This is a genomic window from Variovorax sp. P1_G12, from assembly GCF_056405555.1.
The window spans coordinates 24,289-39,638 of the sequence record NZ_JBFUBW010000032.1; the positions used below are offsets into that span (position 1 = coordinate 24,289).

A 15,350-nucleotide genomic window follows, 5' to 3' on the forward strand; every position below is an offset into this window, starting at 1 on the left:
TTTGCAATGACACAAAGTATCCTTGGCTGAGGCACGGGACACCATGCAGCACAGCTCATAGCAGCTATGAGTTTCGCGCGGCGACACGCTGGAAGACTGAACAGCGGCTCACTCCCACTTGAGAGAGCGCTCCACCGACATGTCCGGATCGCTGCAGACTTCGATCAACGCCGGTCCCTCGACTCTCATGGCTTGCTCGACGATGCCTGCGGCATCCCTGGAGTGCTCGATCCTGAATCCGCGGGCGCCGAATGCCTCGGCAAGTCTTGCGAAGCCGGGATTCGCCAGGTCCGTGCCGCTGATGCGATGGGGAAAGTGCCGCTGCTGGTGGGTGCGGATCGTGCCGTAAGACGCGTTGTTGGACACCACCACGCGCAGGTTCAGCCCTCTGTCGACCGCGGTGATCAGTTCGTTGCCGTTCATGAGAAATCCTCCATCGCCGACGAAGGCGAGAACTTCTCGCTCCGGATGGCGCAAGGCAGCCGCTATGCCGGCCGGGACCCCCGTTCCCATGGCTCCGCAAGCCGAGCCGAGCAGCCGGTTCGCCGGCGTCATCCTGAAGATGCGGTGAACCCAGGCTGCAAAGTTGCCCGAATCGGTCGTCAAGACCGCATCGTTCCGGGCCAGACGCGCAAGCGCCATGATCGAATGGCCCAAAACGTCGTTCGCCACCACATTCTGTGGCTGCCAGCCGTGCGCACGGTCGGCCGCCGCGCGCACCCGCTCGAGCCACTGGCTCGACACTGTTCCAGAGCCGCCATGGCGCAATGCGGCACGCACGAAGCCATGCGCCGTCGAGACGATCGGCAGTTCCGCCGAAAAATGGCGCCCGATCATGGACGGATCGGGATACACGTGAACGAACTTCTGCGGATTGGTGCCTTGCCGCGGAAAGGCGAACCCCAGGGACGACACATCGCCCATGCGGCTGCCGATCGCGACAAGCAAGTCGGCTTCGCTGAAGAGCGCCGTGTGTGCGGGCGAGGTGAAGAAGCTCAGTTGGCCAACCCAGCGGGGGTCTGTGTTGGAGAACTGGTCCTGGTTCTTGTTGGTGACGGCAACGGGAAGGCGCCACCGGCCGACGAGCTCCTGGAGATCATTGCGGAAATCATCGGTCCGGCACTCTCCGCCCACAATCAGGATCGGGCGGCTGGCCTTGGAAAGCAGATCATGTACGCGCACCGCGTCTTCCAGGGTCGCCTCGGCGCGTGCCACGCCGTGAACCCGCGCGGGCTGCCGCTCGACCACTTCAGTCAAGACGTCTTCGGGCAACTCGACGGCGACCGGCCCCGGCGTTCCCGAGGCAGCCGCGGCAAAGGCGCGGGCCATCACTTCGGCGGCGCTTGCCGCCTTGTCGATGCGACCGGTCCATTTCAGCAGGCCGGAGAACGCTTTGGCGGAATCGATTTCCTGAACGGCGCCGCGGCCCAAGTTCGGCGTTTCGACCTGGCCAATCAAAAGGATCAGCGGAACCGCTTCTTCGGCCGCCACGTGGACGCCGATCGCAGCATTGAATGCCCCGGGCCCCCTGCTCGCCATGACGATTCCGGCGCGGCCCGTCAGCTTGGCGTCCGCAATCGCTGCAAGGGCCGCCGATCCTTCGTGGCGACATGTCACCAGATCGAAGTCGCGCCGCGCGTAAAGCGCGTCCAGGAGCGCCAGGAAGCTTTCACCGGGTACGCTGAATGCACGGTCCGCGCCATGCGCGACCATGCTGTCGACAATGGCCTCGGCAACTCGATACGTCATGACCGCCCCTTTTTTCATGCCGCGTTCACGTCGACGACCAGGCGGCCCCGGATCTCGCCCCGCATGAGCCTGGCGGCTGCATCGATCGCTTGCGACAGCGGAATCTCGGTCGCAATGTCTTCCAGGATCGGGCCATGCAGATCGCGCGCCAGCCGCTCCCACGCCGCGACACGGTCTGCCTTCGGCCGCATCACGCTATCAACGCCGATGAGGCTTACACCGCGGAGGATGAACGGCGCGACCGACCCAGGCAGGTCGAGCCCCTGGGCCATGCCGCACGCAGCGACCACGCCGTTGTATCGAAGCTGCGCGCATACGTTGGCCAGCGTGTGGCTGCCAACGGAGTCCACGGCGGCGACCCAGCGCTCTTTCTGCAGCGGCTTGCCCGGTTCGCTCAACTCCCTGCGATCGATCACGTCGGTGGCGCCGAGCCGCCGAAGATACTCGGACTCGTCGAGCCGCCCCGTGGACGCCGTGACCGTGTACCCGAGCTTGGCCAACAGGGCGATCGCAACGCTTCCGACGCCGCCGTTCGCACCCGTCACGAGCACCGGCCCATCGCCCGCCTTCAGCCCGTGCCGCTCCAGGGCCATCACGCACAGCATGGCTGTATACCCTGCGGTACCGATTGCCATGGCATCCCTGACGCCGAAACGCTTTGGAAGCGGAATCAACCAATCGCCCTTCACGCGCGCGCGCTGTGCAAGCCCGCCCCAATGGGTCTCGCCAACGCCCCAGCCGTTAAGCACCACCGTGTCGCCCGGCTTGAACTCAGAATGGTCGCTCTGCTCCACCACGCCCGCAAAGTCGATGCCCGGCACCATGGGAAAGCTCCGGACGACGGGACCCTTTCCGGTGATGGCCAAGCCGTCCTTGTAGTTCAGCGTGCTGTATTCGATTCGGACCGTGACGTCGCCTGTGGGCAGGCGGTTTTCATCGATCTCGGCCAGCGAGGCGCGGTAGCCTTCCGCGTCTTTTTCCACGACGATGCCTTTGAACATGTTTTCGCTCCAATAAGAATTCAGTGATCCGCTGCGTTGCGCGGCGAGGCCTGGGCGCATACACCCAGGCTGGACAGAAATGCCTCGATGAAGGTCTTCAGGGGTCGGTCCGTCTGCACCAGCCTGGCTCGAAGCACGGCCCCTTCCCAGGCGATCCAGAAGAACTCGGCGAGCTGCTCGACGTCCAGCGTTGCCGAGATGGTTCCTGCGGACTGAGCCTCCCGGAGGCAGCGAGCCACCCGCTCCTGCCAGCCGACAAGAATGGCGTCGAGGCGTTCGCGAAAATCCGGAGGAAGGGCACCCAGCTCCTGGCTCAGGTTGCCGACCAGGCATCCCCGTGTGAAGCGGTGCTTGCGCATGCCTCTGGAGGCATCGGCGATGAAGTCGGCAAGCCGATCGAGCGGTGCGCGCTCCTGGTTCGACAACCATCGATCGAGCTTTCGCTTGAAGTAGTCGTCATAGGCGTCCATCACGGCCGCTCCGAACGCATCCTTGTTCGCGAAGTAGTGATAGAACGAACCCTTGGGCACAGTCGCCCGCTTCAGCACGGCATCCAAGCCCGTCGAACTGAAACCCTGCTCGGTGAGCAGCTCCATCCCGCATCGGATCAGTACGTCGCGCGTTGCCGCATACGCTGGCGCAGGCCGCCTGCCGCGACGCACGGCCGCTTGGGGTTTTTCTGTCATGCGGCAATTCTAGACCGATCGTCTAGAGAACATCCACTGCTTTCTCCCAGGCGCGCACGCATCCGCTAAGGCCGCACCAACATGCGGACACGCATGCACTTTCATTGGGCGATCTGCACTTCATTGCAGGGTCGACGGATTGAATTTGCATATTTCTCCCGACTTGATCGCAGGCCCAAGTCTTGCTCGTAAACCCCAATGCGAGTCCTAATTGACACAATGTGTCCTGTAGCCAATACTTCTACCACCTCCTCACTTCTGCAGAAGGAAGCCCCATGAAGCCCCACTCCATCAAGAAATGGCTTGTCGCCGCCGGCCTCGCCTGCCTGGCCATCACCACCGCGCTGGCCGACGAGCCGTATCCGTCGAAGCCGATCAAGCTCGTTGCGGGTTTCCCGCCAGGGGGCCCCACGGACATCATTGCCCGCGTGATTGCGCAGGCCCTTGGCAAGGAGCTCAATGGCACGGTCATCATTGACAACCGCGCTGGCGCCGGCGGCGTCATCGGTGCCGACGCCGTGGCCAAGTCGAAGCCGGACGGCTACACCCTGCTCGTTGCGGTGGAGTCCTCGCAGACGCGCGGCCAAGCCCTGAACCCGACGCTTTCCTATGACCAGCTCAAGGACTTCGCCTATGTCAGGAACGTCGCCAAGCAGCGCAATCTCGTCGTCGTGAATCCCGACGTGCCGATCAACAGCATCAAGGAACTCATCGCCTACGCCAAGGCGAACCCCGGCAAGCTGAATTTTGGCGGCACCTTCGGCGCCACGTCGCACATCGGCGGAACGCTCTTCGACGCGGGCAACGGCACGCAGCTGACGTTCGTGAACTACAAGGGCGGCGCACAGCCCATCACTGACCTCCTGGCCGGCGTGGTGCAGGTCGGCTTCTTCACCGAGGCGACGGTCGCCCAGCACATCCGCGCCGGAAAGATCAAGGCCCTCGCGGTCGCCGCGCCGGAGCGCTCGCCCGCGTTCCCCGATCTGCCCACGCTCCAGGAAGCCGGCAGCAAGCCGATCGATCTTTCGCCTTGGTTCGGTATTGCGGCGCCTGCCGGCACGCCGGGTCCTGTCGTCCAGAAGATTGCGGCGGCGCTCGACAAGGTGGTGACGAGCCCCGAGTTCCTGGCGCAGCTGGAGACGCTCGGCGCCGTTCCGGTGAAGGTGTCGACACCCGATCTGTACACCAAACAGGTGGCCAAGGAGATCGTGTTCTGGAACGATTGGGCGAAAACATTGACGACTCCCTTGGCCCGCTGAGCGACTGCCGACCGCGCATTCGAACCCGATGAACTTCTACGACCTCTACGACGAGAGACTGTCCGCGGCGGAAAGATCGCTCGTCCAGGCCGCCAGCAACTTCTGCCGCGGCGAATTCAGCGCCCATCTCCTGGGATCTCACACGCAGGGCCGCGCCTACGATGTTTCATGGATCGACAGGTGGGCAAAGGAAGGCTTTCTGGGACTTCAAGCGCCAAGGGAATTCGGCGGCCACGATGCCTCGTTCCTCTGCAAGATCCGCGTGGCCCAGACGATGGCGGAGCATGGCTTTGCCGCCGCCTTCGCCATCAACAATCTGCAAGGCTCCGTGACTCGCGTGGCGCGCTTCGGTTCCGAGAGGCAACGTGCCGAGCTTCTCGGCGCCATGCTGGGCGGGCGAACGTTGTGCGCCCCCGCGATGTCCGAGCCCGATGGCGGCAGCGACCTGGCCGCGCTGAAGACGAGGGCACGGCGCGTGGACGGCGGATGGCTGATCAGCGGCACGAAGTCGTGGATCACCAACGGTTCGATCATCCAATGCGCAAACCTGCTTGCAAGAGTTGACCCAGCCGGCGCGGAAGCAGTCGGCGATATCGCGTCTTTTCTGGTGCCCCTGGTTGACGGGCCGACGCTGCGAAGGGAAGAACTCGTCATGCCGGGCGCCCGGTCCTTCCGACTGGCATCCCTGGTTTTCCAGGATCATTTCGTTCCCGACTGGTGTGTCTTCGACCCGCCAGGGCGGGCCTTCAAGTCTTCCATGGCATCGGTCAACGCCGCACGCGTTCATGTCGCGGCGATGTGCGTCGCCTCTGCCAGAGCGGCCTTGGCAGAGACGGTGGGCTACGCGGAATCAAGGCAAGCCTTTGGCAAGCCGCTACTCAGGCACCAGGGATTCGGGTGGGAGCTCGCGGAGGTCTCACTGCGCCTGGAGGCGGCCAATGCACTCGTGCTGCGCGCAGCGATTGCCGTGCAAACAGGAAAGGCGGCGCTGACGCTGGCCGCGCAGGCGAAAAAGTTCGCCGTCGACGTGGCCGTCTGGACACTCGACCAGTGCCAGCGTGCAATGGGCGCCACCGGCGCGAGCGCCGATCACCGCCTTGCCATGCTGTCGTGCGAAACACGGCTGGCGGCATTCGGCGATGGCACCAGCCAGATGCTGCTCGAACGCATAGCCAAAGGTCTGGCCAAAGACTATGGGCCCGCCCGCACAGAAGGAATCTGATCAATGAGAAATGTGGTCGTCAAGGACGCAAACGCGGCAGTCAGCGGTCTGCGCGACGGAGACACGGTGATGGTCGGGGGCTTCGGCGGCGCGGGGGTTCCGCGCGGGATGATCGAGGCAGTCTTGGACCTGCGGGTGCGCGAACTGACCGTCATCTCCAACAACGCAGGCTCCGGCGGCCAGGATCTCTCCCTGTGGTTCGGTGCGCGCATCGTCCGGAAGATCATCTGCTCCTATCCGCGAAGCGCAGACGTGTTCGCCGATCAATACCGGGCCGGCGAGGTTGAACTCGAGTTGGTTCCGCAGGGCACGCTGGTCGAGCGCATCCGGGCCGGAGGCGCAGGCCTCGGCGGATTCCTGACTCCGACGGGCGTGGGCACCGTGTTCGAAAAGGGCAAACAGAAGGTCGTGGTCGATGGCCGCGTGTTTCTTCTGGAGAAGCCCTTGCGCGCGCAGTTCTCATTGCTCAAGGGCCGGCAGGCCGATGCGCTCGGCAACCTGAACTACAACAAGACGGCACGAAATCATTCTGTGGTGATGGCTACGGCCGGAGAGGTGGTCTCAGTGGAAGTCGACGAACTCCGGGAGCCCGGCGAGCTCGACCCCGAAGGCATCGTCACCCCGTGCATCTTTGTCGATCGCGTCTTTCTCTCGAGGCCCGCATGAACTCTCTATCCAGACTGGAACTCGCGCGCCTGGTCGCACACCAGCTTCCCAAGCAAGGGTTCGTCAACCTCGGCATCGGAGCACCGACGAGCGTGGCGGACTATCTTCCCTCCGATACATCGGTCATGCTCCACAGCGAGAACGGCATCCTCAACGTCGGTCCCAAACCGGCCCAGGGAGAGGAAGACCTGGATCTGATCAATGCCGGGAAGGTGCCCGTCACGCTCGCCCGCGGCGGGTCCTTCTTCGACTCGAGCCTGTCGTTTTCGATGATGCGCGGAGGGCACCTCGACATTGCCATCCTCGGTGCGTTCCAGGTATCCCAGCACGGCGACCTGGCCAACTGGACCACCGGCGACCTGAACGGTGCGCCGCCGGCCATTGGCGGAGCCATCGATCTGGCCGTGGGAGCAAAACAGATATGGGTGATGATGGAGCACACCACGCGCGACGCCCAGCCTCGCCTGGTAGAGCGTTGCACCTTGCCACTCACGGCGGTGGGGGTTGTGGCCAAGGTGTTCACGAACCTCGCGATCATCGACGTCACCGGCGATGGATTCGTCGTGCAGGCGCTTTTCGAGGGTGCATCGCTCGAATCCGTGCAGCAACTCACCGGGGCGCCGCTGAAGCTGGCGCCAACGGTGAGGCGATTCTCCTCGGAAGGGGTGCTGGCGCCGCCCCCCTGAGGCCGGATTCAGGCTGCGGGTCGAGCCGCGGCTCTGAACCTATGCGGTGGCGGCGATCACGACAAGCGCCGAAGCTGGTTCGTCGGTGAGCGCGGTCAGCTTGTGCGGAATGGTGGAGTCGAACTGCACACAGTCGCCTGACTCCAGGCGCTCCTTGCGTGCCCCGATCTGCATTTCGATGTGGCCGGTCAGGACAAAGAGGATTTCTTCGCCCTCATGATGGCTCATGATCCGGCCGCGCTTCTGGGTTTTCCCCGGACGCACGATGAACGCCCGCATCACGCGGTCGTTGCGAAGGCCCGCGACCAGCGAGAGATGCATCGTCGGATCTCCTGCAATGGACCCATTGCCCCGAACAATCGAAACGACATCCACTTCCGACTGCTGCCCAAAGAGCCGGTCTACCGTCACACCTAGGGCCTTGGCGATATTGAGCGCCGACTCGATCGACGGCGTGGATACGCCCCGCTCAATCTTCGACAAATAACTGCGCGTCAGCCCTGAATCCCGGGCCAGATTCTCCAGCGTCAGTCCGCTTTGGACGCGCAGGTACTTCAGATGTAGTGCCAAGACTTTGAAGGGATTCTCGTCAGACTGCGCAGCTGTACGGGAATCACTGGAAATTGCTGTGGGGCCTGATTCTGGCACGAGTATGGCGCCCATCGCCTCGCCCAGGATCGGCGCAACCACTTGTCCACTGCTTTCCAAAGCCGTCGCCTACAGATCGAGAACCAGGCGCGGTCCAGCACACTCCGCAACGCACACGATCACTTCATGCGCGCGTTCCTGGGGACTCAGGACGCGGTCGCGATGGATCGGCGGCCCCTCGATCCAGCGCGTACGACATGCACCGCAGATACCGCCTGCGCATGACACTGAGATGTCGGCCCCCATAGATTCGAGGGTGGCCAGAAGGCCCACCTCAGGACGAACCTCTAGCTCACGTCCGCTCTTGGCCAGCACAACGCTATAGGATTGCGCGTCCGGGGTGGACGCCAACTTTGGCGCGCTGAACCGTTCCACATGCTTGCGGCTTTCGGGCCATTCAGCGACAGCGGCCTCGAATGCGTCGAGCATCCCAGCGGGTCCGCAGCAAAAAGCCTTTGCGTCCTGTCCAGATGCCTCCATCAGGGATTGGATGTCGGGCGGATTGACCTCGAGCGTGTTGTAGAGATGGACGCGTCCGCCCTTGACCGCCGCCTCCAGCATGTCGATCAGGCTCGGATTGCCCATGCTGGCCCAGTGCAGCTGGTAGTTCGCCTTTCCTTCACGCTCCAACGCCAGAATTGCAGAGACGAATGGTGTGACGCCTATGCCGCCCGCAACAAAGATGTTCATTCCGGTGGACAAGAGCTCCAGCCCGCTACGAGGTACCGAAACACCAATCACTTCGCCGGCACGAAGCTCGTCGTGTATGTGGCGGGTCCCGCCGCGCCCCTCCTCCTCGCGCTTGACGGCGACGACATATCTCCTGCAGTCGGCGGGATCGTTGCACAACGAATAGGTGCGAACGAGCCCGTTGCCCAAATGGAGGTCGATGTGCGCTCCGGGCCTGAACGCAGGCAAACGCCAACCGTCCTGGTCGGTCAGTATCAGCCGCTTGACCCCCGGCAAGGGCTCGTCGATTTCCCGAACGACAGCTTGGAGATGCTTGATGGCCTTAGGCATGTCACACCCCGCGGACGGCGTCGCCCACTCGGATGACGCCGCCTGTCAGAATCCGGCAGTTGAGCCCTGACCTGTTGATCAATGGATCGAACACGGCCTTGCCGAGGATCTCCTCGATGTGGCGACACGGCGTGGACAGCCGCGTTGCCTCGAGAAGCGTGTCTCCGACCCAGAACTGGCGCCCGACGAGATGATTGAGCGGCACACCTTCCACGGTCACGTTTCTACGATGCTCCTCGGGCAGCATCTGGATTTTTGCATCGCGCGCCAAGGCTTCCAGTGTCTCGATCTCGAACAGCGTGATCTGTCGTCCCTCCTCCGGCTTGTGGGAGTAGAAGCCGGACTCCCGTCCGATCAGGTACCGGTCTCCCTCGATGCCTTTGCCGGCCACGAGCTTCAGTTCGTCGAACGACTCCATGGGAAGGAAGGCGCGAGGCGTGATGTGCAGATATCGAACGACCCCCTTCCAGGCAGGAACGACTTGCCGTTCCTCGTGTTGGGGCGGTTGGTCTGTGGCAGTAAGCATGGACGCTCCTTGATAACGGCGATGCCGCCGGTCTGATGAAGGAACGCCATTATAGGACACTTTGTGTCCTATGGAACTCGCAAAAGCATTTGCGGTCGATCACGAGGGGCCTTAGGGATGGTCTTATATGGGCGCCTCCCGGATCGCAAGTAACTCGTGTGTGTGATGAAGCAGGAGGCAGGTGTCGGTTTCCCTTCAATCTGTCACTTTTGATCTTTCAATTGGCACTGATGATCCTTTCAATGTGTCAGCTGCCTGGCGGAGGCGGCCTTCGGCTGCGTCACGCATCGGCTTCGTCGGGCTCTTGCTCGAGGGAAAGCTTGAAGACCCCTGCCGCGGCCGCCCGATCGAGCAGCCCGGGACTGATGGATTCAGCCTCCTCACGGATTGCCAGCTCGGCCGCCTGAGCCAGCAAGGTCGCGATCCTGCCGGTCAGGCCGCCACTGAACGCCATCAGCTTCTGGATCATCTCCTTCTCGCCGAACGGCGATGGCCGGTGCAGCGGCAGGAGCCGACCGAAGCTCACTACGAACTCGCGCAGCCCGGCACTCTCTCGCCATCTGGGCAGGGCCATCGGTTCGAAGCGCGAAGCGATCTGGGGATCCGCCTGCATCGCGTAAAGCGCCTCGCTCGTGCCCAGCGCAATGACCGGCATGCGCAACTCGTTGCTGAGGAACTTGAGTTGGTTCAGCGACTGGCGCTGTTCGCGTACAGTGCCTGCCAACAGATGGTGAACCTCGTCGACGATCATCAGTCGCGGCGGATGCCGATGCAGCAGGCGCAAGCCCAAGATCTCCAGATCGGTGCCGCGGCGTGAGTACGGCGCCTGATGCCCCAGCCCCTGGATGATCTGGGCGTACAGCCTGTCATCGCTGGGCCTGGACGGCATTTGCAGTCGAAGGACCTTTCTCGCCTCGACCTCGCCATGTTCGTTGCAGATGTCCGGATGATCGCGGACGAACTTGTCGACGATCATCGTCTTGCCGATGTCGCTGTCCCCGTACAGGAGCATGCTGGGCATCCGAGAGCACGGCGGGTGCCCCAACAGGTGCTCCATCCTAGCGAGCGCGGCTCTGGTGCGAATTTTTCGCGCAGCCGAACGACTTCGCGAGTGCGTTGCGCCTGTCAGGCCGAAAGCACCGCGTTCCAGATCGCGGGCGCAGCTTGGCCTCGCAGGCGCAGCCGGCCGAGATTGAATTGGCCCTTGCGGATGCGATGCAGCAACTCCACGCCGGCGATCGTCACCGCCGCTCGATCGAAGACTTTGAAGCCGAGCATGGGGTTGATGCGCGACTTCACGCCCCGATGGTCTTGCTCGATCATGTTGTTGAGATATTTGGATGATCGCAGCCGCGTGTGTTTCCAACGCGTGCTCTGCGCTGGCAGTTCTCGCACCGCGCGGTGCGAGGCGGCGTAACCGTCCAATGTGATGCTCTCCGGCGCACTGCCTTGCGTCTGCAGCGCCTTGCGGAAGAACGCATTCGCCGCCTTCACATCGCGATTGATACTCAGGCGGAAGTCCACGGTCTGCCCCTCGCGATCAACGGCCCGGTAGAGGTAGCTCCACTTGCCGCGAATCTTCACATAGGTCTCGTCGACGCGCCACGATCTACCAGCCGTGCGAGCGAATCGATTCCAGCGCTTTTCGAACTCGGGCACGAACCGCTGTACCCAGCGCATGATCGTCGTGTGGGCCATCGACAAGCCGCGCTCGGCCATCATCTCCACCAGGTCGCGCAAGCTCAACTTGAAGCGCAGGTACCAGCGAACACACAGAACGATGATCTCGCGCTCGAAGTGACGTCCCTTGAACAGTTCGTCCGCGCACTGCAGCCGCTTCGCCATCGATACGCCTTCAGTTCAAATGCCGTAGCCTACCGGAGGCGCGATTTGCACCAGAGCCCTTCACATCACGGTTGGCACTCAAGCGAAAGTCGACCGTTTGGCCTTCTCTATCGACAGCCCGGTACAAGTAGGTCCATCTGCCGCGGATTTTCACGTAGGTTTCGTCGACACGCCACGATCGGCCGGCCTTGCGGGCGAATCGGTTCCAGCGCTTTTCGAACTCGGGCACGAAGCGCTGCACCCAGCGCATGATCGTCGTGTGGGCCAGGGCCAAGCCGCGCTCGGCCATCATCTCCACCAAGTCGCGCAAGCTCAGCTTGAATCGCAGGTACCAGCGAACCCACAGAACGATGATCTCTCGCTCGAAGTGCCGGCCCTTGAAAAGATCGTCCATGCTTTGAAGCTTCTTCCCCATCGACCTTCCCGTCCAAAGGTCGGTAGCCTACCGCAAGGGGTCATTTGCACCAGAGCCGAACGAGCCGTGGAGCGGATACGCGGGCTCGGCCCGGTCGCTGAGCCAGGCAAAAAAATACTCTCGGTCTAGCGTGAAAGCGGCGCGCTTCGCGGTCGGGCTACTCCGAGATCCAGTGCGGGCATGTTCAACGCCAGGCGCTGCCGCCTTTCGTGCTAGCGGACGCTCGCGTCAATTCCGGACAGTTCAGGTGCCACCACCTGCCTCACATGCTCCGCAAAGGTGCTGGCAAGCCGCGAGCTCTCCCTGTGCATTGGATACAGCAACGCCAGCGAGACGGGGATCGATGCCTCGAAATGGCGAAGCTCGATGCCCGACGCTTTCCGTTCTTCGAGCGCCGCCAAGGGATTGATGATGCTGATGCCGAGTCCTGCGGCCACCAAGGTACAAACCGAGCTGCCGAGATCGGACTCGCACACCGTACGTCGCGCCACTCCTGCTTGGCTGAAGACCTGGTCGATGGACTCTCTTGGCGGACTGCCTACCGGGAACGATATGAACGGCTCTCCCTCCAGGTCTTTCGGTCCGATGCGCCTTCGCTTCGCCAAGCGGTGGCCGTTGGGAAGCACGACGACGCAGTTCATAGTGTGGATCGTTTCCGTCTTCAGGCCGGTCACGCCGGCGTAGAGCATGGCCAGGCCAAGATCGCAGGACCCTGAGCTGATCCAGGTGTTCACCGAAGAGGCCGAGCCGGAATGAATCGTCACCGGCACATCGGGATGGTCCACCTTGAATCGGACGACCGCACGCGTAAGCAGCCCACCCGCGAGCCGCGGCATGGCGGCGATGCTTAGGCTGCCGCCACCAAATGCATGAATGTTGGATGCGGCCGCTTCGAGCGCCGTCAGGCCCACGAAGGTCTTCTCCACTTCCTCGAAGAACCTTGATCCGTCCACCGTCGGGGTCAGCCTGCTGCCGCTGCGGCTGAAAAGGGGGAATCGAACGGTCGCTTCCAGTTGTGCGATCAGACGACTAATCTGCGGCTGCGACGTATGCATGCGGCGCGATGCCTCGGTCATCGAACCCGTAAGCATCACGGCCCGAAAGACCTCGATGTGTTTCAAACCCATGCGGAGTGTTGGCATATCAATGACGTATGGATGGCTGCGGTATTCGCATTTCACATGTCCGCGACGATCACGGACACTGGCCTGCATGAATTGTGACGCCCCTCCCAAGCTCTCCATGGGCCGCACGCATGAAAGACGCAGCACCGTCGCCTGAACCCCGCCTGCCCGTTGATCTGCGCAGCGACACCGTGACGCGCCCCACGCCGGCGATGTACGAGCGAATTCGAACCGCGGCGTTGGGCGACGACGGTCTGGAGGGGGATCCCACTGTCCGTCAGCTCGAGGCACTGGTGGCGCAGAAGCTGGGCAAAGAGGCGGGCCTATTCGTCCCCACGGTGACGATGGCCAATCTGCTGGCCACATTCAGCCAAGTACAGCGTCAAGAGCAGGTGGTGATCGAATCGACTGCACACATGTACACCTCCGAGCGCGGCGGGGCAACGCTGACTGGCGCTTTCTATGCTGGCATTCGCGGCGTCGACGGCGCGATGGAGATGACCGAACTTGAAGCTGCGTTACGCCCAGCTTCAAGCCCGCTCAGGACCTCGCTGGTTTGCATGGAAACATCCCACAACAACGCCGGGGGCGCCGTGCTTTCGCTTGAGCACATGGCGCAGGTGTTCGCCGCGGCTCGACAGGCGGACGCCCGGGTTCACCTCGACGGCGCGCGGCTGTTCAACGCCGCAGTCGCCCTTCAAGTTCCAGCTGAAGCCATAGCGCAATACGCCGATACCGTCTCCCTCTGCCTGTGCAAGGGGCTCAGCGCTCCCGTCGGCGCGATTCTTGCGGGCCCGAGTTCCACGATCGGCAGGGCTCGGGGGTTGAGAAAGGTACTTGGTGGGACGCAGCGGCAGGCTGGAATCGTGGCAGCCGCGGGAATCGTGGCAATCGAGGAGATGTGCGAAAGACTGGCCGAAGATCACCTGCGGGCCCGTCGACTGAGTCGCTCCTTGATTGATGCGTTCCCGATGCTATCGACAAGCGTCCCCCGAACCAACATCGTCCTGATCGATCTACCAGCCGGGGCGAATGACAGCGGGGACTGGGTCGACGCGTTGAACCGCGCTGGCGTCCTGGTCCGTCCATGGGGCCCTTTTCGGCTGCGCTGCGTCACTCACCGGCATGTCGATGACCACGCGCTGGAGCACGTTCTTGCCGCTTTCAGGACAGTTGTCGAACGACTCGCTTCGTCAACGTAGGTCCTTGCCAACCACCCATCCCTTGCATCGGAGTCTCCAAGTGAATCTCATGAACAACGTCTCTCGTCGATCTGTGCTGGCATCCGGCGTTTCCTTGGCGGCTGTAGCAGCGTGCCCCCATGCTTGGGCACAAGGTTTTCCCAATCGTCCCATCCGGCTCGTGGTTCCTTACTCCGCCGGCGGCGGATCAGACTTCGTGGCGAGGCTTCTCGCGCAAAAGCTCACCGAGACAGCTGGCTTCAACGTGATTGTCGACAACAAGCCCGGCGCTTCCGGACTGATCGGAACCGATGCCGTCGCCAAGGCACCCGCCGATGGCTATACGCTACTGCTCGCCGATGCCGCGCACGCGACCAATGCCGCGACCTACGCCAAGATCCGGTTCGATCCCGTCAAGAACTTCGAGCCCCTGACGCTGATAGGTTCGTCACCGCAGATGCTGGTCGCGCATCCTTCGTTCCCATTCAATTCGCTGAAGGCCTTGCTGGCGGCCCCTCGCGCGCAAAGCAGCAAGTTCTCCATCGGCACTGTCGGACAGGGAAGCGGACCGCACCTGCTGTTCGAGATGCTCAAGCTCAAGACCGGGTTGGATCCGGTGCATGTGCCCTACAAGGGCGGCGCTGCCGCGTTGGCTGACGCGGTCGGTGGCCAGATCTCTCTGGTGATCAACTCGATTCCCGCCTGCATGCCCCACATAGAGCCCGGCAAGCTCAAGCCCCTTGCCATCGCGAGCAAGTCGCGGGATGCGAGGCTACCTGGCGTGCAGACTTTCTCCGAGAGCGTTCCTAACACCGTGGTGAGCAGCTGGTACGGTGTTATGGCCCCCGCTAACACGCCGGTGGACGTGGTGCAAAAGCTCAATGCCGCGATTCGCCGGGTGCTCGAGCTGAGCGAGGTGAAGGCGCGGCTTACCGTTGCCTTCATCGATCCGATGCCGCAAGGAGCGCAAGCATTTTCGAGCTTCCTCGACGCGGAGATTCGTCAATGGAAGGCGGTGGTCGCGCAGACCGGGTTCAAGCTGAGCTAGATCTTCGGGTCCATGCAGCCCCCCAAACGAGCCTCTGCGGGCAGGCCCTGTTTGGGCCGATGCTGCTCGCAGTCGCGGTGCTGTTCTGGATTCGTACCGCCCAAGTAGTCCCGCCGCCCGGACGGAGCCGGCGGCAAGTTCTGTGTTCGCCGGCACGCTTCTCTCTGCTGGCGCCCGTCAGGGCCGCGGCGCCAACACGTTCTGTGGGATCGCGACCGCCTGGGTCGCGTTGATGCGGAGGGCGCGCTCGAGGTCAACCGCGAGGCGCGCATGA

At 62.9% G+C, this 15,350-nt stretch carries 15 protein-coding genes and 1 pseudogene; 6 read left to right on the top strand and 10 right to left on the bottom strand.

The annotated features are described in order from the left end of the window. Positions 1-108: 108 nt before the first annotated feature. The 3 genes from AC1D2O_RS29190 to acuR are packed head-to-tail and all read right to left on the bottom strand — an operon-like array spanning position 109 to position 3,436. A complete protein-coding gene (locus tag AC1D2O_RS29190; RefSeq protein WP_478158322.1) occupies positions 109-1,767 on the bottom strand; it encodes a thiamine pyrophosphate-dependent enzyme in 1,659 nt (552 codons plus the stop codon). Beyond that, a complete protein-coding gene (acuI, locus tag AC1D2O_RS29195; RefSeq protein WP_478092200.1) occupies positions 1,764-2,750 on the bottom strand; it encodes an acrylyl-CoA reductase (NADPH) in 987 nt (328 codons plus the stop codon). The genes AC1D2O_RS29190 and acuI overlap by 4 nt, the downstream gene beginning before the upstream one ends. A 20-nt stretch (positions 2,751-2,770) precedes the next feature. Next, the gene (gene acuR / locus AC1D2O_RS29200) at positions 2,771-3,436 is read right to left on the bottom strand and encodes an acrylate utilization transcriptional regulator AcuR (protein ID WP_478092202.1); all 666 of its coding nucleotides are present in this window, start codon (positions 3,434-3,436) and stop codon (positions 2,771-2,773) included. A gap of 428 nt (positions 3,437-3,864) precedes the next feature. Here acuR and AC1D2O_RS29205 point away from each other — a divergent pair, with 428 nt between their 5' ends. From AC1D2O_RS29205 to AC1D2O_RS29220, 4 genes are read left to right on the top strand one after another with little or no spacing between them, the layout of a single operon-like run. Continuing rightward, positions 3,865-4,695, top strand: a complete 831-nt coding sequence (locus AC1D2O_RS29205; RefSeq protein ID WP_478158323.1) for a Bug family tripartite tricarboxylate transporter substrate binding protein — start codon at positions 3,865-3,867, stop codon at positions 4,693-4,695. Between the two features lie 28 nt (positions 4,696-4,723). Beyond that, entirely contained in the window at positions 4,724-5,917 is a 1,194-nt protein-coding gene (locus tag AC1D2O_RS29210; protein ID WP_478092205.1) for an acyl-CoA dehydrogenase family protein, read from the top strand. 3 nt (positions 5,918-5,920) lie between these two features. Further along, positions 5,921-6,583 carry a CoA transferase subunit A gene (locus AC1D2O_RS29215; protein WP_478092206.1) on the top strand — a complete coding sequence of 221 codons (663 nt, stop codon included), beginning with the start codon at positions 5,921-5,923 and terminating at the stop codon, positions 6,581-6,583. Further along, positions 6,580-7,269, top strand: a complete 690-nt coding sequence (locus AC1D2O_RS29220) for a 3-oxoacid CoA-transferase subunit B (RefSeq protein ID WP_478092208.1) — start codon at positions 6,580-6,582, stop codon at positions 7,267-7,269. Before AC1D2O_RS29215 ends, AC1D2O_RS29220 begins: the two co-directional genes overlap by 4 nt. A 39-nt stretch (positions 7,270-7,308) precedes the next feature. Here the strand turns inward: AC1D2O_RS29220 and AC1D2O_RS29225 are convergent, their stop codons facing one another. The 7 genes and pseudogenes from AC1D2O_RS29225 to AC1D2O_RS29255 all read right to left on the bottom strand — a co-directional run bounded on the left by AC1D2O_RS29225 (position 7,309) and on the right by AC1D2O_RS29255 (position 12,865). After that, complete coding sequence (locus tag AC1D2O_RS29225) at positions 7,309-7,959, bottom strand: helix-turn-helix domain-containing protein (RefSeq protein WP_478158324.1); 651 nt, start codon at positions 7,957-7,959, stop codon at positions 7,309-7,311. 27 nt (positions 7,960-7,986) lie between these two features. Further along, positions 7,987-8,937: a PDR/VanB family oxidoreductase gene (locus AC1D2O_RS29230; protein WP_478158325.1), complete on the bottom strand. Its 951-nt coding sequence runs from the start codon at positions 8,935-8,937 to the stop codon at positions 7,987-7,989. Position 8,938: 1 nt separating this feature from the next. Beyond that, positions 8,939-9,463: an MOSC domain-containing protein gene (locus AC1D2O_RS29235; protein ID WP_478158326.1), complete on the bottom strand. Its 525-nt coding sequence runs from the start codon at positions 9,461-9,463 to the stop codon at positions 8,939-8,941. A 280-nt stretch (positions 9,464-9,743) separates the two neighbouring features. Continuing rightward, complete coding sequence (locus AC1D2O_RS29240; protein WP_478158349.1) at positions 9,744-10,661, bottom strand: TniB family NTP-binding protein; 918 nt, start codon at positions 10,659-10,661, stop codon at positions 9,744-9,746. After that, positions 10,589-11,296 (bottom strand): IS6 family transposase, encoded by a 708-nt coding sequence (locus AC1D2O_RS29245; protein WP_477650155.1) that lies wholly within the window; start codon positions 11,294-11,296, stop codon positions 10,589-10,591. Before AC1D2O_RS29245 ends, AC1D2O_RS29240 begins: the two co-directional genes overlap by 73 nt. Positions 11,297-11,369: 73 nt before the next feature. Next, positions 11,370-11,702: pseudogene (locus tag AC1D2O_RS29250) on the bottom strand (IS6 family transposase); the annotation flags it as partial. 233 nt (positions 11,703-11,935) lie between these two features. Beyond that, positions 11,936-12,865 (bottom strand): LysR substrate-binding domain-containing protein, encoded by a 930-nt coding sequence (locus AC1D2O_RS29255; RefSeq protein ID WP_478158327.1) that lies wholly within the window; start codon positions 12,863-12,865, stop codon positions 11,936-11,938. A gap of 113 nt (positions 12,866-12,978) precedes the next feature. On the opposite strand from AC1D2O_RS29255, the gene AC1D2O_RS29260 reads away from it, so the two are divergent. Further along, positions 12,979-14,049, top strand: coding sequence for a GntG family PLP-dependent aldolase (locus AC1D2O_RS29260; RefSeq protein WP_477650150.1), 1,071 nt, complete (start codon positions 12,979-12,981; stop codon positions 14,047-14,049). A 49-nt stretch (positions 14,050-14,098) separates the two neighbouring features. Next, on the top strand, positions 14,099-15,076 hold the full coding sequence (locus AC1D2O_RS29265; RefSeq protein WP_477650151.1) for a Bug family tripartite tricarboxylate transporter substrate binding protein: 978 nt from the start codon (positions 14,099-14,101) through the stop codon (positions 15,074-15,076). Positions 15,077-15,350: the final 274 nt, after the last annotated feature.

Bases quoted from the DNA above. Each gene is read 5' to 3' on its own strand.
- AC1D2O_RS29190 (WP_478158322.1), bottom strand. From the start codon at position 1,767: ATGAAAAAAGGGGCGGTCATGACGTATCGAGTTGCCGAGGCCATTGTC.
- AC1D2O_RS29265 (WP_477650151.1), top strand. From the start codon at position 14,099: ATGAACAACGTCTCTCGTCGATCTGTGCTGGCATCCGGCGTTTCCTTG.
- AC1D2O_RS29235 (WP_478158326.1), bottom strand. From the start codon at position 9,463: ATGCTTACTGCCACAGACCAACCGCCCCAACACGAGGAACGGCAAGTC.
- AC1D2O_RS29215 (WP_478092206.1), top strand. From the start codon at position 5,921: ATGAGAAATGTGGTCGTCAAGGACGCAAACGCGGCAGTCAGCGGTCTG.
- acuR (WP_478092202.1), bottom strand. From the start codon at position 3,436: ATGACAGAAAAACCCCAAGCGGCCGTGCGTCGCGGCAGGCGGCCTGCG.
- AC1D2O_RS29255 (WP_478158327.1), bottom strand. From the start codon at position 12,865: ATGCCAACACTCCGCATGGGTTTGAAACACATCGAGGTCTTTCGGGCC.
- acuI (WP_478092200.1), bottom strand. From the start codon at position 2,750: ATGTTCAAAGGCATCGTCGTGGAAAAAGACGCGGAAGGCTACCGCGCC.
- AC1D2O_RS29260 (WP_477650150.1), top strand. From the start codon at position 12,979: ATGAAAGACGCAGCACCGTCGCCTGAACCCCGCCTGCCCGTTGATCTG.
- AC1D2O_RS29210 (WP_478092205.1), top strand. From the start codon at position 4,724: ATGAACTTCTACGACCTCTACGACGAGAGACTGTCCGCGGCGGAAAGA.
- AC1D2O_RS29220 (WP_478092208.1), top strand. From the start codon at position 6,580: ATGAACTCTCTATCCAGACTGGAACTCGCGCGCCTGGTCGCACACCAG.
- AC1D2O_RS29230 (WP_478158325.1), bottom strand. From the start codon at position 8,937: ATGCCTAAGGCCATCAAGCATCTCCAAGCTGTCGTTCGGGAAATCGAC.